This is a genomic window from Cellulomonas hominis, assembly GCF_014201095.1.
Lineage (GTDB): Bacteria > Actinomycetota > Actinomycetes > Actinomycetales > Cellulomonadaceae > Cellulomonas > Cellulomonas hominis.
This window is the reverse complement of record NZ_JACHDN010000001.1, coordinates 1,821,868-1,841,786: the sequence shown is the minus strand read 5'-3', so window position 1 is coordinate 1,841,786 and position 19,919 is coordinate 1,821,868. Positions and strand designations below refer to the sequence as shown.

Sequence of the window (19,919 nt, the reverse complement as noted above, 5' to 3'; positions counted from 1 at the left end):
CCGCGCGCTGCCGGCCGCGCGCTGACCGCCACGCACCGCCCGCCGCGCGCTACCGGTCGAGGGTCGACGCGACCGCCCGGTAGTGCGCGGCGAGGGCCGGGTAGTACGCGTCCCAGTCCAGCGCCCCGGGGTCCCCGCCGGTCTCCGCCGCGACGAGGCGGTCCAGGTACCAGTCCCACCCCGGCCCGATGTTCTCGAGCGCGGCGGGGTCGTGCACGACCTGCGCGAACGTGAGCCGCGCGCCGGCGCCCGCCGGCGCGACCGTGAGCTCGACGTCCCACACGCCGTACGCGTCCGCGCTGTGCAGGGCCACGCGGTGCGGCGGCTCGCAGGCCCGGACCTCCCACTCGGCCGCCTCGACGTCCTCGCCCTCGGCGGTCATCCGGACGCGCACCCGGCCCGACGCGGGATCGCCGTCCCAGGTCCCGAACCAGCGCGCGAGCCGGCCCGGGTCGGTGACCGCGGCCCAGACCTCCTGCACCGGCAGGTCGAGGTCCCGCTCCAGGACCAGCAGGTCGACGCCGTCGCGGCGCTCGCAGCGCCCGGTCGGTCGTGCGGACATGGCTCCTCCTCGCGCTCACCCGGTGCACCACTGTGCCACCGGCCCGCTCGCGCAGGGCTCGGCGCGCACCGCGACGTTCCGTCCGGGGGGACGACGCGACCGGGAGAAGCACGTGGCGCGCGACCCGGGGACGACCGGCCCACGGCGTAGCGCCGTGGTGTCTTCCCGTCGTCGGGCGACGACGCTGCGGTCGTCGTGCCCGTGCGGCTCGACCCCGGACGCCTGCGCGCGCTGGACGCCCTCGCGGCCCGTGACCACCGGACCCCGCAGCGAGGTCATCCGCGCGGCGATCGACCGCGAGCTCGCCACCGCCTGACCGCACCCGAGGGGCTCAGCGCCGGACGTCCTGCCCGGCGTACTCGATCGTCCGGACGTCCACCACGCCCTCCCGGGCGTACGGCCCGACCACGCGCCCGGTGAACGACTCGGTGAAGTCCGACGACAGGAACGCCCCGTCCACGCTGCCGAGCTCGACCCACTCCCCCGCGTCCTCGACGAGCCCGACGAGCCGGTCGCACGACGCCCCGAGCACGGCCTGCCCGACGGGCGGCGGGTCGGCGACGATCCGCAGCCGGACCTCGCCGCCCGGGGCGGTGCGCGGGCGCGCCCAGGACTGCTGCAGCCCGCGCGCGGTCATCGTCATCGTCACGAGGTCGGCCGTGGCCTCCACGTCGAGGTGCGAGTGCTCGTCGTACCGCATGGACAGCCCGCCGACGCCGGCCGCGACGTCGAGGGTCACCGTGACCTCGGCGCCCTCCGAGCACTGACGGATCCCGAGGAACACGGGGTGCTCGTCCGCCATGCCGGCGCCGCGGCCGGTGAGCCGCGCCCAGCCGGGCCGGGCGGCGAGGTCGGCGACGTCGCGCGGGAACGCCCGCACCGCGAGGACCTCGCCGTCGAACCCGTCGAGCACGGCGGGGGCGCCGGGCGCGGCCGGGAAGGCGATGGTCCGCGCGACCGGCCCGTGGCGCTCGTCGAGGAGCACCGGCTCGGCGTGCGGCCAGCCGTCCTCCCACGTGACCGGGACGACGAACGTCTCGCGGCCCATCGGCGCGAACGCGCGGGTCATGGAGCGCGGGCGGGTGCCGAGCAGGACCATCGCCCAGGTGCCGTCGGGCCGCTGCACCAGGTCGCCGTGGCCGGTGTTCTGCACGGCGCGGTCGGTGCCGCGGGCGGTGACCAGCGGGTTGTGCGGCGCGCCCTCGAAGGGGCCCTCCGGCGACGGCCCGCGGGCGATCGTCACGGCGTGCCCGCGCTCGGTGCCGCCCTCGGCGATCATCAGGTACCAGGTGCCGTCGACCTCGTAGAGGTGCGGGGCCTCGGGGAACATGCCGCCGGTGCCGGACCACAGCGAGATCGGCTCGCTCAGCGCAGCGCCGGTCCCGGGGTCGATCCGGACCTGCGTGATGCCGAGGTGCTGCGCGGTGCCGTCGTCGGCGAAGCCCAGGCCGGACATCGTCACGTAGCAGGTGCCGTCGGCGTCCCACGCGATGTCCGGGTCGATGCCGAACACGTCCATGACGACGCCGTCGGACCACGGGCCCGCCGGGTCGTCGGCGGTGAACAGGACGTTCCCGCGGCCGGTCCCCATCATGTCCGGGACCACCAGCCAGAACCGCCCGTCGTGGTGCCGGATGGTCGGCGCCCAGGTGCCGCCGCCGGTGGGGACGCCGGGCGTGCCGAGCTGGCCGTCGCGGACGGCGACGTGGCCGATGAGCTCGACGTGCACGAGGTCGGTGGACCGGAAGACCGGGATGCCCGGCAGGTACTCGAACGTCGACGTCGCGAGGTAGTAGGTGTCGCCGACCCGGCAGACGCTCGGGTCGGGGTGGAAACCGGGGATGAGCGGGTTGCGCACGGACGTGCTCCTCGTCGTCGTCGGCGGAGGTGGGGCTGTCGGGCGGTCGGGCGGTCGGTGCGCCTAACCTACCACTTGGTAGGTAACCGGCCCGTCACCCGGCTCGTGCAGACTGACCCCGCCGGGCCGAGGGGCGGCCGGGCCACGGGCGCACGGACGGGTGGCGGATGGGCGGCACGGCGGGGCTCGCACGACGGCTCGGCACCGGCGACGCGGTGCTCATCGGGCTCGGGTCGATGGTCGGGGCCGGGGTGTTCTCCGCGTTCGCGCCCGCCGCGGCGGCTGCCGGGGCGTGGCTGCTCGCGGGCCTCGGGATCGCCGCCGTCGTCGCGTACGCCAACGCCACCGCGTCGGCGCAGCTCGCGGCGCAGTACCCGACCTCCGGCGGCACATACGTGTACGGGCGCGAGCGGCTCGGGCCCTGGTGGGGGTTCCTCGCGGGGTGGGCGTTCGTCGTCGGGAAGACGGCGTCGTGCGCGGCCATGGCGCTGACCGTCGCGGCGTACGCGGTGCCCCCGGCGTGGCAGCGCCCGGTCGCGGTCGGGACGGTGCTCGCGCTGACCGCCGTGAATCTGCGCGGGGTCACGCGGACCGCACGCCTGACCCGCGTGGTCGTCGGGATCGCGCTCGCGGCGCTGGCCGCCGTGGTGCTCGCGGGACTCGCGGGCGGCGACCCCTCGTGGGCGCGGGTCACCGCCGGGGACGCCTCCCCGGGCTGGGCGGGCGTGCTGCAGTCCGCCGGGCTGCTGTTCTTCGCGTTCGCCGGGTACGCCCGCATCGCCACGATGGGTGAGGAGGTCCGGGACCCCGCGCGGACGATCCCCCGGGCCATCCAGGCCGCGCTGGGCATCGCCGTCGTCGTGTACGCCGTCGTCGGCGGGACGCTTCTCGCGGTGCTGGGCCCCGGCGGGACCGCCGCGACGCCCGCACCGCTGTCCGCCCTGGCCGAGGCGAGCGGCTGGGGGTGGGTAACGCCGGTCGTCCGCGTCGGGGCGGTCGCCGCGTCCCTCGGGGCGCTGCTCGCGCTGGTCGCCGGCGTCGGTCGCACGACGCTCGCCATGGCGCGGGAGGGCGACCTGCCGCGCGCGCTGGCCGCCGTGCACCCGCGGTTCCGGGTGCCGCACCGGGCGGAGGTCGCGCTCGGGGTCGTCGTCGCCGTCCTCGTGGCGACAGTCGACCTGCGGGGGGCGATCGGGTTCTCGTCGTTCGGGGTGCTCGTGTACTACCTGGTCGCGAACCTCGCGGCGCTCACGCAGGACCGGGCGCACCGGCGGTTCCCGCGGGCGCTGCAGGTGCTCGGCGCAGCCGGGTGCGTGGTGCTCGCGGTGACGCTGCCGCCGGCGGCCGTGCTCGGCGGCGCGGCGGTGCTGGCGGCCGGCGTCGCGGTGCGGGCGGTGCGGCTGCGCGCGGACAGGGCCCCGCAGTAGGTCGCGCGCTCGTCAGGCCGCCGCGGCCGGCTCCCGCGGCGCATCCCCGCCGCCCGGTACGCCGCGTCCACGACCCGCATGGCCTCGACGGCCTGCGCCGTGCCCGACACCGGGTCGGCGCCGCGGAGCACCGCGTCCGCGAAGGTCCGGAGCATGAACACGTACGACGGCGTCGGGTCGGCGGCCTCCTCCACGCTGCCGCCGTCCCGCTCGACGACGACCCGTCCGCCGTGCTGCGGCCCGTACGGCTGGTCGATCGTCAGGCTGCCGGTCGTGCCGGTGATCCGGGCCCACGCGCGCGGGCGCGCGGTCTCGACCATGCTCGCCCGCAGCGTCCCGGACACCCGGTTCGGCAGGTCGAGCCGCACCGTCATCTCCGCGTCCACCCCGTCGACGTCCTGCGCGACGGCCGACCGCACCTCCGGCGTGCCGAGCAGGTGCGTGAGCAGCCGCAGCGGGTAGACGCCGAGGTCCATCAGGGCGCCGCCGCCCATCGGCTCCTGCCAGCGGATGTCCGACCGGTCCGCGATGTCGACGCAGAAGTCCGCCTCGGCCTCCCGGACCTGGCCGACCGCCCCGTCCGCGAGCAGCGCCCGCAGGCGCGCCCACAGCGGGTGGTGCTGCGAGTGGAACGCCTCCATCACGACCAGGCCCGACCCGTCCGCCAGGGCCGCCACCTCCTCGGCCTCGGCCGCGTTCGCCGTGAAGGGCTTCTCGCAGAGGACGTGCTTGCCCGCCGCGATCGCCCGCCGCATCCAGACGCCGTGCAGCGCCGCCGGGGTCGGCACGTACACCGCGTCCACGTCGGGGTCCGAGAGGACGGCGTCGTAGTCCGGCAGCACCCGGGCGATGCCCTCCCGCTCCGCCATCGCGGCCGCGCGCTCGCGGTCGCGGGCCGCGACGGCCACCACCTCGACCTCCGGGACCTGCGCGGCGGGCGCGACCACCGCGTCGTGCAGGATGCGGGCCGCACCGAGGACTCCGAGACGCACCGTTGCCATGCGTCGAACCCTAGTCCGCGCCACCGACCCCGCCGCGCGCCCGTACCGTGGCCCCCATGCCCACCGCCCCGCACCGGTTCACCCAGGTCGACGTCTTCACCCGCGAGCCGTACCGCGGCAACCCGGTCGCGGTGGTGCACGACGCGGACCGGCTCACCGACGAGCAGATGGCGGCGTTCGCGCGCTGGACGAACCTGTCGGAGACGACGTTCCTGCTCCCGCCCACCGTCCCCGGCGCGGACTACCGGCTCCGGATCTTCACCCCCGGCGGCGAGCTGCCCTTCGCGGGGCACCCGACGCTCGGGTCCTGCCACGCGTGGCTCGCCGCCGGGGGCCGGCCGGCGGCGGGCGACGTGGTGCAGGAGTGCGGCGTCGGGCTGGTGACGATCCGCCGGGACGCCGGCTCCGGCTCGCTGCGGTTCGCCGCGCCCGCCCCCCTCGCCGACACCCCGGTGCCGGCGGACGTGCTCGAGCGGGCCGTCGCCGCGCTCGCGCTGCCCCCCGACGCGCTGGTCGACCACCGGTTCGTCGACAACGGGCCGCGGTGGAACATCCTGCTGCTCGACTCCGCGGAGCGGGTGCTCGCGCTGCGCCCCGACTGGGCCGCGCTCGGGGACGCGCACGTCGGCGTCGTCGGCCCGCACCCCTCCGGCGGCCCCGCGGCGTTCGAGGTGCGCGGGTTCGTGCCCGGCATCGGCGTCCCGGAGGACCCGGTCACCGGATCGCTGAACGCCGTCGCGGCCCAGTGGCTCATCGGCACCGGCCGGGCCCCGGACACGTACGTCGCCGCCCAGGGGACCGCGCTCGGACGCGCCGGCCGCGTGCACGTCGAGCGCGACGCCGACGGCACCATCTGGATCGGCGGCGCGAGCGTGACCTGCATCGACGGGACCGTGCAGATCTGAGCGCGGCAGTCCCTGCCACGTCACCCCTCGCCGCGCGCGAACCGCGGGCCGCTGCGAGGGTGGAGGTCATGCGCACCTCGACGCGACTCCCGGCCCTCGCCGCCTGCGCCCTGGTCCCCGCCCTGCTGCTGACCGGCTGCGCGGGCGACGCCGACGGCACCGGAGCCACCGACGACCCGACGACGACCACGGCGCCACCCGCGACGAGCGCCCCGAGCCCGTCCGCGCCCGGGACGACCACGCCCTCCGTCGCGACCGACCTCACGACCACCGACCTGCTCCCCGAGACCGCCTGGGACCCGCCGGGCGGACCGCGCGAGGAGAGCGCGGGCGTCGTCGCCTGGCGCCTGCCCGAGGCGTGCGCCGCCGGGGCGCCCGAGGGTGCCGCCGCGATGCGCACCGCCGTCCACGGCGACGGCGAGTACGAGGCGCAGATCGGCGTCCAGCAGGTCGCGGTCCTCCCCGACGCCGACGCGGCCGTGGCGGAGGCCGACCGGCTCGCGGCGGCGTTCGACGCGTGCGCCGCCGGGGCCACGGCCGCGGAGGGCGGGTCGGCGTACGTCCGGGAGACCGTCGAGGTCGGCGCCCAGGGCGCGAGCCTGGCGACCGCGTACACCGCCGTCGACGAGGCGTCGCTCGACGGGGCGCTCGGCAGCTACCTGGCGGTCACCCGGCGCGGCGCGGCCGTGACACTCGTCGCGCTCGAGGGCGGCGAGAGCACCGTCGGAGCGGCGCGCGAGTCCGTCACCGCGCGGGCCCAGGAGGCGTGGGCACTGCTCTGCCGGTACGACGCGGCGGGCTGCTGATCCTCGTCCGCCCGGGCGGGGCGAGCGAGGCGGGCGGGCCGGGCGAGCCGGGCGGGTGCACGATGGCCCGGTGACCGCTCCCGCCCGGACCAGCGCCGGCCTGCTCCTGCACCGCCGTGGACCGGACGGCCGGACCGAGGTGCTGCTCGGGCACATGGGCGGACCCTTCTGGGCGCGCAAGCAGCAGGGCGCCTGGACGATCCCGAAGGGCGAGCCGCTGCCCGACGAGGACCCGCACGCCACCGCCCTCCGGGAGTTCGCCGAGGAGGTCGGCCTCCCGGCCCCCGACGGCACCGACGTCGACCTCGGCGAGGTCCGTCAGCGCGCCGGGAAGGTCGTGCGGGCGTGGGCGCGCGCGGCCGACCTCGACCTCTCCGCACCGCGCGGGCCGGTCAGCGAGGTCACCGTCGAGTGGCCGCCGCGCAGCGGACGCACGATGACGTTCCCCGAGATCGACGAGCTGCGGTGGTGGCCCCTCGACGAGGCGCGCGGGATGGTCGTCACGGCGCAGGCAGAGCTGCTGGACAGGCTGGAGTCGCACCTCGCCGCGTGATCACGGGGCGCCGAGTCCTCCACAGGCTGGCGGGGTGTGCGTGGTCCCCAGGCGGGGGTCTGGCGGGGCGTGCGTGTGGGTGGTGGTCGGTAGCGTCTTGCCATGGCTGACCAGCAGGAACACCTCGGGGACGCGGCTGAGACCGCGCCCGTGGTGCTGCCGGTCTACGACGACGACGGGGTGTGCTCGACGCACTACGGTCCGGACCGCGACGTGCCGGCGGGCTCCGAGCCGCGGTCTGCCGAGGAGCGGCAGATCGAGGCGATCTCCGCCGCTCTGCCCGGGCCGGTGCTGTTCGCGTGGTTGACGGGTCTGGACCTGAGCGTGCTGCCCGAGCCGGTCGTGGTGGAGGTCGCGGCGGCGTGGCGGCGGATGGTCGCGCACTGCCACGCCGGGATGCTGGCCGCCGCCGGTGAGCTGGGTGAGCGTCCGGGGATGAACCCGTACTGGTCGACGTTGGCCGGTCCGCCGCCGGTGGTGGCCGGGGTGGCGGGGGATGAGCTGTCGATGCGGTTGCGGGACTCGCGTCCGGCGTGCAACCGGATGGTGCGTGATGGTCGCCTGCTGGGCGGGGTGCTGGCCGCCACGGGTGAGGCGCTCGCGACGGGGCACATCGATCCGGGGAGGGTCGCGGTGCTGACCGGGCGTCTGGCGGAGGTGTCGCACCAGGTCGCCCAGGCGGTGCAGGACGTGGTGCTGCCGGATGCGGACCAGTGCTCGCGGGCGCAGCTGGTGCAGCGGGTGGACAGGGCGTTGATCGAGGTCGACCCCGCGGGTGCGGTCGAGCGGCGTGAGCGTGCCCGGTGCACCCGCCGGGTGACGCACCCGCGGGCGCAGGCGGAGGGGATGTCGTCGTTGTGGGTGCTGCTACCTGACGAGGACGCGCTCCGGTTGGACGGGGTGCTGGAGCACACCGCCCGCGCCGCCCGCGCGATCGGCGACCCGCGCACCCTGGACCAGCTGCGCGCCGACGGGTTGCGGGACCTGGTCGTCGGGGACGTCCCGGCGGCCGGCGGTCCGGCGTTCGAGGTGCACCTCGACCCGCCCGCCCCGCCCGTACCTGTCGCACGCCCGGACGGGGCGTGGGTCACGGTCATCGGCCAGCCGGTGCGCCCGCGACCGGTCCAGCCGGAACCCACCGCGACCATCACCCCCGTGCCCGCCACCGACCCGGCGGCGTCCACGACCGGCACCGCGACCGCGACCGCCGCCACTCCCGGTGCCGCTCCGGCCGCCGCGCCCGGCCCTGCGTCCGGTACCCCGTCCGGCGCTGCGGTGTCCGGTGCGGGTGGCCGGTGCACGACGTGCTCGGGTCGCCCGGGCGCGCAGGTCCGCATCACCATCGCCGCCTCGACCCTCGCGGGCCTGGACGACCAGCCCGCCGACCTCGACGGGCACGGCCCCATCGACGCCGCCACCGCCCGGGCCATCGCCGCCGACGGGGAGTGGCAACGGATCCTCACCGACGACACCGGCGTCACCCTGGAGGTCGGGCGCGCCCACTACCGGCCCTCGGCCGCCCTGGCCGAACACATCCGGGTGAGGGACAAGACCTGCGCCGCGCCGGGCTGCTCGGTCTCGGCGTGGCGGGCGGACCTGGACCACACCATCGAGTACCACCCACAACCCGCCGGACACACCCCTGGGCGACACCTCCGCCGCGAACCTCGGGCCCCTGTGCCGGCGCCACCACCGCCTCAAGACCGACGGCGGGTTCCGGCTGCGGCAGATCGCACCCGGCCTGTTCGAGTGGATCACCCCCACCGGCCACCGCTACCTCGTACGCCCCGGCACCGGGCAGTCCCTCGACACCACCACCCAGCGCTGCACCGAACCACCGTTCTAGCCGGTCCCGTGTCGAGGGGCCGTGGTTCTCCGGAACCCCGGGCCGTGTCAGTGGTCGGTCGTACGGTGCTCGCCATGAGCAGCCGTCCGATCGACCACGTGCGACTGACCGAGGTCAGCGAGCGATACTTCGCCGCGCGGCCGCCGCGCACCGCGGCGGAGCAGGTGGCGTACCAGGGGCTCGAGCTCGAGATGATCGAGGCGATGGGTCTGACGCGGGCGGAGTTCGAGCGCATGACCGCGGCGTACCGCGCGCGAACCACCCGACGGCGGGCGAGCTGACCCGGCACGCCTGCTGACCCGCGCACGAGCCGAGGTCGCCGCGCCGCCTCGCCGGAACGCGCGGGCCCACCGCAGCCCACCGGCCCACCTCAGCGCGCCGGCCCACCGCAGCTCGCGGCATCACCAGACCGGGGGCCTCCGGTCGGGCCACCGCAGCCGGTCCTCGAGCTGGGCGGCGATCGCCAGCAGGACGTGCTCCCCGCCGGACCGACCGACGAGCTGGACGCCCATCGGCAGCCCGCGCGGGGCGCCCTCGTCGGGGTCGGTCCACAGGACCGGCACGGTGACGGCGGGCAGTCCGGCGACGTTGATCATCGACGTGTACGGCGTGTACGCGCACTGCTGGGCGAAGTTCCGCTCGGGGTCTTCCGCGTCGTACCAGCCGAGCGGCCGCGGCGTCATGGCCATGGCGGGCAGCAGGACGGCGTCGAACCGCTCGACGCGCGCGACCAGGGTGCGCTCGAACCGGGCCAGGTCCGCGAGCGCCTCCGCGAGCGCCCGGGCGGTGACGGTGCGGCCCCGCTCGATCAGCCAGCGGGTCAGCGGCTCGAGCAGCGCCAGCCGCTCCGGGTCGTCGAGGGGGACGGCGGAGGCGCCGCCCATCCAGAGGGTGCGGAACGCCGGGGCGTAGGTGGGGTCGGGCTCCCACGTGCCGGCGTCCTCGACGTCGTGGCCGAGGGCGCCGAGGGCGACCGCGGCGGCGTCGAGCGCCGCACGGGCATCCGGGCCGAGGGCGATCTCGTAGGCGTCGGCCCAGGCGCTGAACGTGCTCACGCCGATCCGGAACGACGCCCGCCCGTCCGGCGTGGCTCCGCGGCGCGCGGCGTCGAGATACGACCCGGCGGGTCCGGCGGCGGTGCGCAGGGTGCGGGGGTGCTCGACCGAGCCGTCGGCCCTCCGGGGCAGCATGCCCTCGAGCAGCAGGGCGGTGTCGGCGACGGTGCGGGCGATCGGCCCGTGCACCACGAGGCCCCCGAGGGACTCGACGCCGCCGCCGGCCGGCAGCAGACCCCGGGTGGGCTTGAGGCCGACGAGGCCGCACGCCGCCGCGGGGATCCGGATGGACCCCCCGCCGTCGGACCCCGGCGCGAACGGCAGCAGGCCGGCGGCGACGGCGGCCGCGGCCCCGCCGCTCGACCCGCCGGCGCTGCGCCCGGTGTCCCACGGGTTCCGGGCGACCGGACCGGCGAGCGGCTCCGTCGTGGCGGGGAACCCGAGCTCCGGGGCGGTCGTCTTGCCGAGCGACACGGCGCCCGCGGCGTCGAGGACGAGCGCGACGTCCCCGCTCACCTCGGGCACGTAGCGGTGGCGGCCGGACCAGGCGCGGGACCCGAACCCGGTGGGCACTCCGGCCCGGTCGCCGAGGTCCTTGTCCGCGAGCGGCATGCCCCACAGCGCGGCGGACCGGTCCGACCCGGCGGTCACCTCAGCCGCCCGCGCCCGGGCGGCTTCCGGGGTGACGGTGCGGAACGCGCCGACGGCGTCGTTCCCCGCGGTGACCCGGCCGAGGTAGTGCTCGACGAGCCCGGCGGGGGTCAGGTCCCCGGTCCGGAGCAGGTCGCGCTGGTCCACCGCTGTCATGTCGTGCAGGCCGGTCACCCCGACAGCGTAGGTCGGCCTGCGAGGACGCACCCCGAGCCGCACGCCGAGGAACCCGCCGGTGCTGACGCCGTCCGGTGCCCGGGCAGGGCGTGCCCGGGCACCGGCTCCGCGTCGCCGATCCCGACGGGTCAGGTCACCAGCGCGGCAGCAGCGGGTCGGGCACCGTCGTCACGGAGCGGTGACCTTCACCTCGACGATCCGGGCGTCCGCCGCCGTCACCTCGTGCACCGCGCCGGTGACCGCGAGCGACGCGCGCTCGGTGGCCGTGCCGGGCACGGACCGCACCTCGCGGTCGCGCGCGTTGCTGATGGCGCCGCCGGTGGTGTCCCCGAGCTCGGCGTGCTCGGCGGAGGCCTGCGCGTGCGACGCGACCCAGACCTGCACCTCGCCGGGCTCGACGACCCGCACGAGCCGCCGGTCCGCGAAGGCGAGCCGCGTCGTCGGCACCCGGAACGTCACCCGGCGGGACTCGCCCGGCGCGAGGTCGACGCGCGCGTACCCGAGCAGCTGCGCCACGGGCCGGACGATCGAGCCGAGCACGTCGCGCCCGTACAGCTGGACGGTCTCCGTGCCCGCGACGTCGCCGGTGTTGGTCACGGTGACCGCCGCCTCGAACGTCCCCGCGGAGTCGACCTCGGCGTCCACGGCCAGGTCGGCGTACGCGAACGTCGTGTACCCGAGGCCGAACCCGAACGGCCGCACCGGCGTCGGGTCGGTGGACGTCACGTCGGACGGCCCGCCGAGCACCGGGTGCAGGTAGCGGTACGGCTGCGCCCCGGCCGCGCGCGGCAGCGAGACGGGCAGCCGGCCCGAGGGGTTGACCGCGCCGGTGAGCACGTCGGCGATCGCGTCGCCGCCGCCCTCGCCCGGGAAGAACGCCTGGACGACCGCGGCGGGCCGCGCGCCGGACCCGTCGAGCGCCCAGCCGATCGCGTACGGCCGGCCGGTGAGCAGCACCATGACGACCGGCGTGCCCGTCGCGACCAGCGCCTCGACCAGCGCGCGCTGCGCCCCGGGCAGCTCGAGCGACTCGACGTCGTTGCCCTCGCCGACGGTGCCCCGGCCGAACAGCCCCGCCTGGTCGCCGACCACGACGACCGCGACGTCCGCGCCCTCGGCGGCGGCGACGGCCTCCGCGAAGCCGGTGGTGTCGTCGCCCTCGACGGTGCAGCCCTCGGCGTACGCGATCTCCGCGTCGCCGAGCGCGGCGGTCAGCGCCTCGTGCACGCTGCGGATCTCGAAGCCCATCGGCAGGCCCGGGTGGTGCGCGAGCACGTGGTTCGCGAACGAGTAGCAGCCCATGAGCGCCTCGGCGCGGGACGCGTTCGGACCGACCACGGCGACCCGGCGCGGCGCGCGCAGCGGCAGCACCCCGTCGTTCGCGAGCAGCACGATCGACTCCTGCGCCAGCCGGCGGGTGAGCTCCCGGTGCCGCGGCGAGTCCAGGTCGATGTCGGTGGGCGGCTCGTCCTCGTACACGTCGGGGTCGAGCAGGCCGAGGTCCTCCTTCTGCGCCAGCGCGCGCAGCACGGCCCGGTCGACCAGGCGCTCGTCCACCAGCCCGGCGCGCACCCGCTCGGCCAGCGGCTCCAGGTAGGCGTCGCCGGTCGGCAGCTCGATGTCGATGCCGGCCTCGAGCGACAGCGCGGCGGCCTCGCCCCGGTCGGCGGCGATCTGGTGCATGACCTCGAGGAACGCCACCGCGAAGTAGTCCGCGACCACGACGCCGTCGAAGCCCCACTCCTCGCGGAGCAGCCGGGTCAGGTACTCCGGGCTCGCCGCGACCGGCACGCCGTCGATGTCGACGTAGGAGTTCATCACCGAGCGGGCGCCGCCGTCGCGGACCGCCATCTCGAACGGCGGCAGGTAGACGTCGGCGATCTCGCGGGGCCCGGCCTCGACCGGCGCGTGGTTCCGGCCGGCGGTCGACGCGGAGTACGCCACGAAGTGCTTGAGCGTCGCGTGCACCCCCGCCTCCTGGAGGCCGCGCACGTACGCGGTGCCGACGGTGCCGACGAGGTACGGGTCCTCGCCGATGCACTCGTCCACCCGGCCCCAGCGCGGGTCGCCGACGACGTCCAGCACCGGCGCGAGACCCTGGTGGATGCCGAGCTCGCGCATGGAGTCACCGATCGCGCGGCCGGCCTCCTGCACCAGCTCGGGGTCGAACGACGCCCCCCACGCCAGCGGCGTCGGGTAGGTCGCCGCCTGCCACGCGGCGAGGCCCGTCAGGCACTCCTCGTGCACCAGCGCGGGGATGCCGAGGCGGGTCTCCCGCTTCAGCCGGCGCTGCTCGGCCCAGAGCCAGGCCGCGCGCTCGGCGGGCTCGACCGGCCGGGTGCCGTACACCCGGGTGTAGTGGCCCAGTCCGTGCTTCGTGATCTCCGGGAGCTGCCCGGAGTCCTTCTGCCCGGCGGCCATCTCCGACTGCATCGGCGCGACGGTGCCGTTCTGGTCGAGCCAGTAGCCGACGAGCTGCGCCAGCTTCTCCTCGAGGGTCATCCGGGCGTGCAGGTCGCGGACCCGCTCGGAGACGACGGGCATGGCGGGCGGCACGGGTGCGGCGGGCGCTGCTGGCACGGCGGACACCGCGCCGGTGGACTGGTCGGGCATGGGGTGGTCGCTCTCTGACATGGGGTCGGCTCAGCCCTTCACGGCGCCCTGCAGGCCCGACACGATGCGGCGCTGCATGGCGAGGAAGAACACGAGGGCGGGGATCATCGCGAGGGAGGTGAATGCGAAGACCCCGGCGGTGTCGGCCGAGTGCTCGGACGAGAAGTCCGCGACGCCGAGCGGGAGGGTCTTCATGTCCCCCTGGAGCAGGAGCAGCGGCAGGAGGTACGCGTTCCACGAGCCGACGAACGCGAGCACGCCGACCGTCACCATGCCCGGCGCCGACAGCGGGATCGCGATCCGCCAGAAGAACCCGATGCGCGTCGTGCCGTCGAGCATCGCCGCCTCCTCGAGCTCCTTCGGCAGCGCCATGAGGAACGGCCGCAGGATGACGACGGTCATCGGCAGCGCGAACGCCGCCTGCGGGAGGGCGACGCCCCACCAGGTGTTCCCCATCCCGAGGTCCCGCGAGATCAGGATGAACAACGGGATGATCGCGACGGTCGCCGGGAACAGCAGGCCGACCACGAAGACGGTGAACAGCGCCTCACGGCCCCGGAACTGGTACCGGGCCAGCGGGTAGGCGGCCATGATCCCGAACACGACCACGATCGCCGTCGTGATGATCGCGATGGCGCTGGAGTTCAGCGCGTAGGTCCAGAAGCTCGGGTTGGTCAGGACGCCCCGGTAGTTGTCCAGGACCCACGGCGACGGCAGGCCGGCCGGGCTCTCGGCGAGCTGGGCGTTGGTGCGGAACCCGCCGAGGACGCCGTAGAGCACGGGGCCGAGGGTCAGGGCGACCACGACGAGCGAGATCGCGTAGACGAGCGGGCTGCCGCCCTGGAAGGACCGGCCGCGACGCTGGCGCCGCGGTGCGGGGGACGTGCCGGCGGTCCGCGCCGGCGCGGTGACGGCCGTCATCGGTTCGCCTTCTTCCGGGGGGCGTCGTCCTGCGTGTCGCGCCGCAGGATGAAGTGCTGGTACGCGAGCGCCATGATCAGCGCGACCGCGAAGAGGATCACCGAGGCGGCACCGGCGATGCCGTAGTTCTGCCGCTTGGTGCCCTCGTTGATGAGGAAGGTCGCCATGGTGGTCGTGGCGTTGGCGGGACCGCCGCCGGTGAGGATCCAGACCATGTCGAACAGCTGGAGCGAGCCGATCATCGACAGGAACGCCCAGGTGCGCAGGGTGGGGCCGAGCAGCGGGATCGTGATCCGGCGCTGCACCTGCCACCACGTCGCGCCGTCGAGCTGCGCGGCCTCGTAGAGCTCCTCGGGCACGCCCTGCAGGCCGGCGAGGAACAGGATGACCGCGAGGCCGAGGTACTTCCAGGTGAGGACGACGAGCACGGTCCACAGCGCGTACTCGGGCGTCCCGAGCCAGCCCTGCGCCGGCCCCTGGAGCCCGATGGCCTCGAGCAGGGTGTCGACGACGCCGTACTGCGGCTGCAGGAGCTGGAACCAGACGACACCCGCGATGACCTCGGCGAGCACGTACGGCACGAAGATGATGGTCCGCAGCAGGCCCTGCCCCCACATCTTGCGGTTGAGCAGCAGAGCGATGGCCAGACCGAGCGGGAGCTGCACCGCGATGGAGCCGACCACGATGATCATGTTGTGCACGAACGCGTCCGTGAAGACGTCGTTCTGCAGCACGCTCACGTAGTTCTTCAGGCCGACGAAGTCGACCATCGGGCCGTAGCCCTTCCACCGGTAGGCGGACATCTGGACGGCCTTGAGCATCGGCCAGATGACGAAGGTGAGGAACAGCACGAGCGCGGGGGCCACGAAGAACGTGATCTCCAGGCGCTTGCGCCAGGGCGAGCGGGACATCCTCGCCCGGGGGGTCTCGGCGGCCGGGGCCGGGGCCCCCGGCCGCGCCGTGCTGGCGCGGCCGGGGGTCCGGACCGACAGGGTGTCGTCGGTCATGTCGGTCACTTCTCGGCGTCGGCCGCTGCCTGCGTGGCGTCGACGATGTCCTGCGGCGTCGCCTGGCCGGCGAAGGCCAGGGCGATGGCGTCGTTCATCGCGCCGCCGACCGAGGCACCGAACGCGGTGTCGAAGTACAGCTGCACGAACGGGGCGTCGTTCCGGACCTGGAGCAGGTTCGCCAGGGCGGGGTCGGCCACGTACTGGCTCGCCGTCGGGTTCGTCGGCAGGCCCATGTCGTTCTCGGCGAAGCCCTTCTGCACCTCGTCCGAGACCAGGTACTTCACGAACTCCACGGCCTCGTCCGGGGCGTCCTGCGAGACGGCCCAGGCGTCACCGCCGCCGAGCTGCGCGGCCGGGTCGCCGTCGCCGCCGTCGACCTCCGGGAAGGGGAACCAGCCGGTGGCGTCGCCGAGGCCCTTGCCGTCCTCGGTGAGCCCCTGCATCACGCCGGGCTCCCAGTGGCCGGCGAGCTCCATGGCGACCTTGCCGGTCGCGAGGAGGCCGGAGGCCGAGGTCGGGCCGGACTGCGCCGGGGTGGACAGGAAGCCGGCGTTGAACGGCTCCGCCGCGACGAGCGCCTCGAGGTCCTCACCCGCCCGGACGAAGCAGTCGTCCGAGAAGTCGAGCGTCTTCACCGCGTCGGTCAGCACGTCCTGCGCGCACTGGCGCAGGGCGAAGTAGTACCAGTAGTGCGCGGCGGGCCACTTGTCGCCCGCGCCGACCGAGATGGGCTCGACGCCGGCGGCCTTGAGCTTGTCGATCGCGGCGTACAGGTCGTCCATCGTCGCGGGCGCCTCGGTGATACCGGCCTGCTCGAAGATCTCGGTGTTGTACCAGAAGCCCACGACGCCGAGGGAGAACGGCAGCGCGTAGGTCTGGCCGTCGACCTGCCAGCCGGCGACGGAGCCGCCGATCTTGTCGATCTCGTCGGCCGCGGCCTCGGAGATGTCCTTCGTGAGGCCCGCCTCGACGTGGTCGGCGAGCTCGCCGCCCCCACGCTCCATGTAGACGCTCGGCACGTCGCCGCTCTGGAACGCGGCGTCGAGCTTGGTCAGCATGTCCTCGTGCTGCATGGCGCTGATCTCGATGGTCACGCCGGGGTGGTCGGCCTCGAAGTCGGCCGCGACCTGCTCGTAGTAGCTCTTGCCCGGGTCGTTGTTCGAGTTGTGCCACCAGGTGATCGTGACGTCGCCGTCGCCGGACGACGCCGCCTCGTCCCCGCTGCCGCCGCAGGCGCTGAGCCCCATGGCCCCGACCAGCATCGCGGCCGAGATCGCCAGTGTCTTCCTAGCCTTCATCAGACCTGTCCTCTTCGTTGAGTTGACCGGATGTCCTCCCCCGGTGGGTCGGACCCGATGTGCCGCCGGGCACCTGCCCGGGGCTGCTGCCTGCTCCCCCCGCCGGGGGGTCGTCGTCATCGCTGACCGGACTGCATGAGGGACTCTCGCAAACCACGATCCGCCATGTCAACCGTTGTCGATAACGTTTTAGTCACCGCTAGGATGTCCGGTATGAGACGCCGGGTGACGATCACGGACGTCGCCCAGGAGGCCGGGGTCTCCGTGGCGACCGTGTCGAAGGTGATCAACGGCCGCGACGGGATCGCCGCCGGGACCGCCGCGCACGTGCAGCAGGTCGTGGAGCGCCTCGGCTACGAGTCGAGCCTCGTCGCGCGGGGCATGCGGTCGCAGCGGACCCACGCGGTCGGCGTGCTGGTCGCCGAGTTCGAGCCGTTCAGCACCGAGATCCTCAAGGGCGCCGGGGCCGCGCTCGCCGGCACCGACTACGCCCTGCTCGCGTACACCGGCGGGGGCGCGGGGCGGGCCGGCTGGGAGCGCCGCTACCTCTCCCGGCTCAGCGGCACGCTCATCGACGGCGCCGTCCTCGTCACCCCCACGGTCGTGGACCCCGTCGCCGGCGTCCCGGTCGTGGCGGTCGACCCGCACGCCGGTCCCGGGGCCACCCCGACGGTCGACTCGGACAACCTCGAGGGCGCGATGCTCGGCGTCCGGCACCTGCTCGGCCTCGGGCACCGGCGCATCGGCTTCCTCGGCGGGCGCCGCGACCTCGAGTCCTCCGCGCTGCGCGAGGCCGGCTACGTCCAGGCGCTCATCGACGCCGGCGTCACCCCCGACCCGGCGCTCCTGCACGTGGCCGAGTACCGCCGCGACGCCGCCTACGAGGCGACCGCCGCCATGCTCGCCCTGCCCGACCCGCCGACCGCCGTGTTCGCCGCGAACGACGTGTCCGCCATGGGCATCCTCGACGCCGCCGGGCGGCTCGGCGTCCGGGTGCCGGACGACCTGTCCGTTGTCGGCTTCGACGACATCCCCGAGTCGGCGTCGACCACCCCGCCGCTCACCACCGTCCGGCAGGAGATCCAGCAGCTCGGGGCGGTCGCGGTGCGGCTGCTGCTCGACCTGCTCGACGGCTCCGGCGTCGGCGCGGCCGGGGACGCGCCGGGGCACGTGCGGCTGCCGACGTCGCTCGTGGTGCGGGGCTCGACGGCGGCGCCGCGTCGCACGGCATGATCGCGGGCATGGACTCCTGGGGCGCCCTCTCCGCCATCGCCACGTTCGTCGCCCTCCTCGTCGCGCTGCTCGCCGTCGCCGTGGAGCAGCGACGCGGGCGGAAGCAGGCGCAGGCCGACGCGCTCCGCGAGCGCGCGACGCGGGCGGGCTCCGTGGTGGCGTGGCAGTACCGGGAGCGTCCGGGCCGCGTCGCCTCGGAGATCTTCAACGGCTCCGGCGCACCCGTCTTCGACGTCACGACCACGCTCCCCGGCGGTGTGGAGCTCGGGACCGAGGTCGTCCTGCCGCACAGCCCGGGCGAGCGCCTGCACTCGCTCGACCGCGCCGGCCAGGACCGGTCGATCGACGTCCTGAGCCTCGCGATCGCGTTCACCGACGCGCAGGGGTCCCGCTGGCACCGCCCCGCCGGTGGTGCGCTGCACGTCGACGGCACGCCCGTCGACGTCGCGGTCGACGAGATCCTGCGGGTCCGGCGACGGCGTGCCCCGCGTCAGGCCGCATCGACCTCGTAGGCCGCCGGGATCCGCGACGCCCCGGTCCACTCCCGCACCCACTCCGGCACGTCGCGCGCGTCCGGCGCGGGGCCGACGAGCTCCTCCAGCTCCGCCCGCTCGACCGAGCCCCCGGAGCGCTTGAGGAACCGCGAGCGCACCACCGCGCGGGCGTACACGTCCCGGCCGACGCAGAACGTCTGCTCGACGTAGACCCACCGGTCGTCGATCCCGACCGCGCGCGAGTACACGTCGAACCGCTGGCCCAGCCGCAGCGACCGCCGGTAGGTGATGGTCTGCCCGGCGACCACCGGGTACCAGCCGCGCCGCCGGAGCTCGTCCCACACGCCCGCGCGCATCAGCAGGTCGATGCGGGCCACGTCCATCAGCGTGAGGTACTTGCCGTTGTTGACGTGCCCGAGCAGGTCGAGGTCGGTCGGCACGACCCGGAACGACGTCCGCGCCACGTCCCACGCGCCGACGCGGGGCCGCCGCGGGGACCGCAGCCGGAGCAGCAGCAGGCGGAGGTACAGGTTCACGCCCCGCACCCTAGGCCGTCGCGCGGGCGCCGAGCGTCCGGGGGGTCACCCGACCGGGACCGCGACCTCCAGCACCGTGCCCGCCGCACCGGTGCCGAACGACGGGAGGTAGACCTCCCGGTTGTCCCCCGCCGGCGCCGGGCCGCCGAAGGACCCGGTCGAGAGGTGGTCGTGCACCGCCACCAGCAGCGCCTGGTCGTCGGCCTGCGCCTGGTCGAGGGCGACGACGGCCTCGCGGTGCGCCGGGTCCGGCACGAGCGACTGCCCGACCGCGGGCCGGACCGGCCCGGGCACCGGGACGCACACCCGCAGGTCCGCGGGGAACGTCTCGGTGGCGCGCGACGCGATCTCGGCGTGCACCGGCCCGGCGAGCGGGACGTCGAGCGCCGCGAGGTGCGCGAACAGGGCCTCCGTCGTCGCGCGCAGCACCGTGGGCATCTCGGGCAGCGTCGCGGCGGCGGGCTGCACGAGGAGCAGGCGCCCGGGCACGTCGCGGTACGTCACGGTGGTCCCGGCGGGCGGGGCAGCGGCGTCGCCGAGGACCGCCCGCGCGTACTCCGCCGCCGCGGCCGCGCGCTCGCCGGCCCGGTGCCGCTCGCTCCACAGCGCGTCGAACGCCGCGACCGGGTCGTCGGCACCGAGCACGCGCGCCACGTCGGCCAGCGGCATGTCGAGCCCCCGCAGCAGCGCGATGCGGCGGGCGACGTCGACCTGGTCGGGGGCGAACGACCGTGCTCCGGTGACAGGGTCGCGCTCGGCGCGGAGCAGCCCGCGGTCGGCGTACATCCGGACGGCCTTCTCGGACAGGGCGGCGGCGCGGGCGAGCGCGCCGGTGCTGGTGGGCGTCATGTCCGGGACGCTAGGGGGTGCCCCTGGGGCAGGGGCAAGACCCCGCGGCCGCCTCCCCGATCAGCAGGACCTTCACGAGCGTCACGACCACGATGCCGAGCCCGTGAGACCCGTAGTCCGCCGA

Annotated in this window: 16 protein-coding genes and 1 pseudogene; 7 read left to right on the top strand and 10 right to left on the bottom strand. The window is 75.6% G+C overall.

Annotated features, from left to right (window positions below; translation table 11 throughout):
- Positions 1-49 precede the first annotated feature (49 nt).
- Both HNR08_RS08705 and HNR08_RS22300 read right to left on the bottom strand, forming a co-directional pair.
- Positions 50-562 carry an SRPBCC family protein gene (locus HNR08_RS08705; protein ID WP_146834453.1) on the bottom strand — a complete coding sequence of 171 codons (513 nt, stop codon included), beginning with the start codon at positions 560-562 and terminating at the stop codon, positions 50-52.
- 331 nt (positions 563-893) lie between these two features.
- Positions 894-2,420: a glycoside hydrolase family 43 protein gene (locus tag HNR08_RS22300; RefSeq protein ID WP_146834456.1), complete on the bottom strand. Its 1,527-nt coding sequence runs from the start codon at positions 2,418-2,420 to the stop codon at positions 894-896.
- Between the two features lie 167 nt (positions 2,421-2,587).
- Between HNR08_RS22300 and HNR08_RS21645 the strand changes: the two genes are divergently transcribed.
- The gene (locus HNR08_RS21645) at positions 2,588-3,847 is read left to right on the top strand and encodes an APC family permease (protein ID WP_146834459.1); all 1,260 of its coding nucleotides are present in this window, start codon (positions 2,588-2,590) and stop codon (positions 3,845-3,847) included.
- A 59-nt stretch (positions 3,848-3,906) separates the two neighbouring features.
- Here HNR08_RS21645 and HNR08_RS08690 read toward each other — a convergent pair.
- Positions 3,907-4,848 (bottom strand): annotated as a pseudogene (locus tag HNR08_RS08690) (Gfo/Idh/MocA family protein); the annotation flags it as partial.
- A gap of 56 nt (positions 4,849-4,904) precedes the next feature.
- Here HNR08_RS08690 and HNR08_RS08685 point away from each other — a divergent pair.
- The 4 genes from HNR08_RS08685 to HNR08_RS08670 all read left to right on the top strand — a co-directional run bounded on the left by HNR08_RS08685 (position 4,905) and on the right by HNR08_RS08670 (position 9,239).
- Positions 4,905-5,753, top strand: coding sequence for a PhzF family phenazine biosynthesis protein (locus tag HNR08_RS08685; RefSeq protein ID WP_146834462.1), 849 nt, complete (start codon positions 4,905-4,907; stop codon positions 5,751-5,753).
- Positions 5,754-5,821: 68 nt separating this feature from the next.
- Complete coding sequence (locus tag HNR08_RS08680; protein WP_146834465.1) at positions 5,822-6,559, top strand: hypothetical protein; 738 nt, start codon at positions 5,822-5,824, stop codon at positions 6,557-6,559.
- A gap of 70 nt (positions 6,560-6,629) precedes the next feature.
- Positions 6,630-7,112 carry an NUDIX hydrolase gene (locus HNR08_RS08675; RefSeq protein ID WP_146834468.1) on the top strand — a complete coding sequence of 161 codons (483 nt, stop codon included), beginning with the start codon at positions 6,630-6,632 and terminating at the stop codon, positions 7,110-7,112.
- Between the two features lie 102 nt (positions 7,113-7,214).
- Positions 7,215-9,239: a DUF222 domain-containing protein gene (locus HNR08_RS08670; protein ID WP_146834470.1), complete on the top strand. Its 2,025-nt coding sequence runs from the start codon at positions 7,215-7,217 to the stop codon at positions 9,237-9,239.
- 120 nt (positions 9,240-9,359) lie between these two features.
- Here HNR08_RS08670 and HNR08_RS08665 read toward each other — a convergent pair whose 3' ends face one another.
- The 5 genes from HNR08_RS08665 to HNR08_RS08645 all read right to left on the bottom strand — a co-directional run bounded on the left by HNR08_RS08665 (position 9,360) and on the right by HNR08_RS08645 (position 16,683).
- A complete protein-coding gene (locus HNR08_RS08665; protein ID WP_246802952.1) occupies positions 9,360-10,838 on the bottom strand; it encodes an amidase in 1,479 nt (492 codons plus the stop codon).
- Between the two features lie 171 nt (positions 10,839-11,009).
- Positions 11,010-13,454 carry a beta-xylosidase/alpha-l-arabinosidase gene (locus HNR08_RS08660; protein WP_146834473.1) on the bottom strand — a complete coding sequence of 815 codons (2,445 nt, stop codon included), beginning with the start codon at positions 13,452-13,454 and terminating at the stop codon, positions 11,010-11,012.
- Positions 13,455-13,484: 30 nt separating this feature from the next.
- A complete protein-coding gene (locus HNR08_RS08655) occupies positions 13,485-14,375 on the bottom strand; it encodes a carbohydrate ABC transporter permease (RefSeq protein ID WP_146834476.1) in 891 nt (296 codons plus the stop codon).
- Positions 14,372-15,382, bottom strand: coding sequence for a carbohydrate ABC transporter permease (locus tag HNR08_RS08650; RefSeq protein ID WP_146834478.1), 1,011 nt, complete (start codon positions 15,380-15,382; stop codon positions 14,372-14,374). The genes HNR08_RS08655 and HNR08_RS08650 overlap by 4 nt, the downstream gene beginning before the upstream one ends.
- A 5-nt stretch (positions 15,383-15,387) precedes the next feature.
- Positions 15,388-16,683 carry an ABC transporter substrate-binding protein gene (locus tag HNR08_RS08645; protein ID WP_146834481.1) on the bottom strand — a complete coding sequence of 432 codons (1,296 nt, stop codon included), beginning with the start codon at positions 16,681-16,683 and terminating at the stop codon, positions 15,388-15,390.
- Between the two features lie 213 nt (positions 16,684-16,896).
- Between HNR08_RS08645 and HNR08_RS08640 the strand changes: the two genes are divergently transcribed.
- Positions 16,897-17,916 carry a LacI family DNA-binding transcriptional regulator gene (locus tag HNR08_RS08640; protein ID WP_146834484.1) on the top strand — a complete coding sequence of 340 codons (1,020 nt, stop codon included), beginning with the start codon at positions 16,897-16,899 and terminating at the stop codon, positions 17,914-17,916.
- 8 nt (positions 17,917-17,924) lie between these two features.
- Positions 17,925-18,428 (top strand): hypothetical protein, encoded by a 504-nt coding sequence (locus tag HNR08_RS08635; RefSeq protein ID WP_146834487.1) that lies wholly within the window; start codon positions 17,925-17,927, stop codon positions 18,426-18,428.
- Here the strand turns inward: HNR08_RS08635 and HNR08_RS08630 are convergent.
- Positions 18,407-18,946: an acyl-CoA thioesterase gene (locus HNR08_RS08630; RefSeq protein ID WP_146834489.1), complete on the bottom strand. Its 540-nt coding sequence runs from the start codon at positions 18,944-18,946 to the stop codon at positions 18,407-18,409. The genes HNR08_RS08635 and HNR08_RS08630 overlap by 22 nt on opposite strands.
- Before the next feature lie 45 nt (positions 18,947-18,991).
- Complete coding sequence (locus tag HNR08_RS08625) at positions 18,992-19,795, bottom strand: MerR family transcriptional regulator (protein ID WP_146834493.1); 804 nt, start codon at positions 19,793-19,795, stop codon at positions 18,992-18,994.
- Positions 19,796-19,919 lie beyond the last annotated feature (124 nt).

Excerpts from the sequence above, each read along its gene's own strand:
- HNR08_RS08705 (WP_146834453.1), bottom strand. The coding sequence starts at position 562 with ATGTCCGCACGACCGACCGGGCGCTGCGAGCGCCGCGACGGCGTCGAC.
- HNR08_RS08685 (WP_146834462.1), top strand. The coding sequence starts at position 4,905 with ATGCCCACCGCCCCGCACCGGTTCACCCAGGTCGACGTCTTCACCCGC.
- HNR08_RS08640 (WP_146834484.1), top strand. The coding sequence starts at position 16,897 with ATGAGACGCCGGGTGACGATCACGGACGTCGCCCAGGAGGCCGGGGTC.
- HNR08_RS08655 (WP_146834476.1), bottom strand. The coding sequence starts at position 14,375 with ATGACGGCCGTCACCGCGCCGGCGCGGACCGCCGGCACGTCCCCCGCA.
- HNR08_RS08650 (WP_146834478.1), bottom strand. The coding sequence starts at position 15,382 with ATGACCGACGACACCCTGTCGGTCCGGACCCCCGGCCGCGCCAGCACG.
- HNR08_RS08670 (WP_146834470.1), top strand. The coding sequence starts at position 7,215 with ATGGCTGACCAGCAGGAACACCTCGGGGACGCGGCTGAGACCGCGCCC.
- HNR08_RS21645 (WP_146834459.1), top strand. The coding sequence starts at position 2,588 with ATGGGCGGCACGGCGGGGCTCGCACGACGGCTCGGCACCGGCGACGCG.
- HNR08_RS08625 (WP_146834493.1), bottom strand. The coding sequence starts at position 19,795 with ATGACGCCCACCAGCACCGGCGCGCTCGCCCGCGCCGCCGCCCTGTCC.
- HNR08_RS08645 (WP_146834481.1), bottom strand. The coding sequence starts at position 16,683 with ATGAAGGCTAGGAAGACACTGGCGATCTCGGCCGCGATGCTGGTCGGG.
- HNR08_RS08660 (WP_146834473.1), bottom strand. The coding sequence starts at position 13,454 with ATGCCCGACCAGTCCACCGGCGCGGTGTCCGCCGTGCCAGCAGCGCCC.
- HNR08_RS08680 (WP_146834465.1), top strand. The coding sequence starts at position 5,822 with ATGCGCACCTCGACGCGACTCCCGGCCCTCGCCGCCTGCGCCCTGGTC.
- HNR08_RS08635 (WP_146834487.1), top strand. The coding sequence starts at position 17,925 with ATGGACTCCTGGGGCGCCCTCTCCGCCATCGCCACGTTCGTCGCCCTC.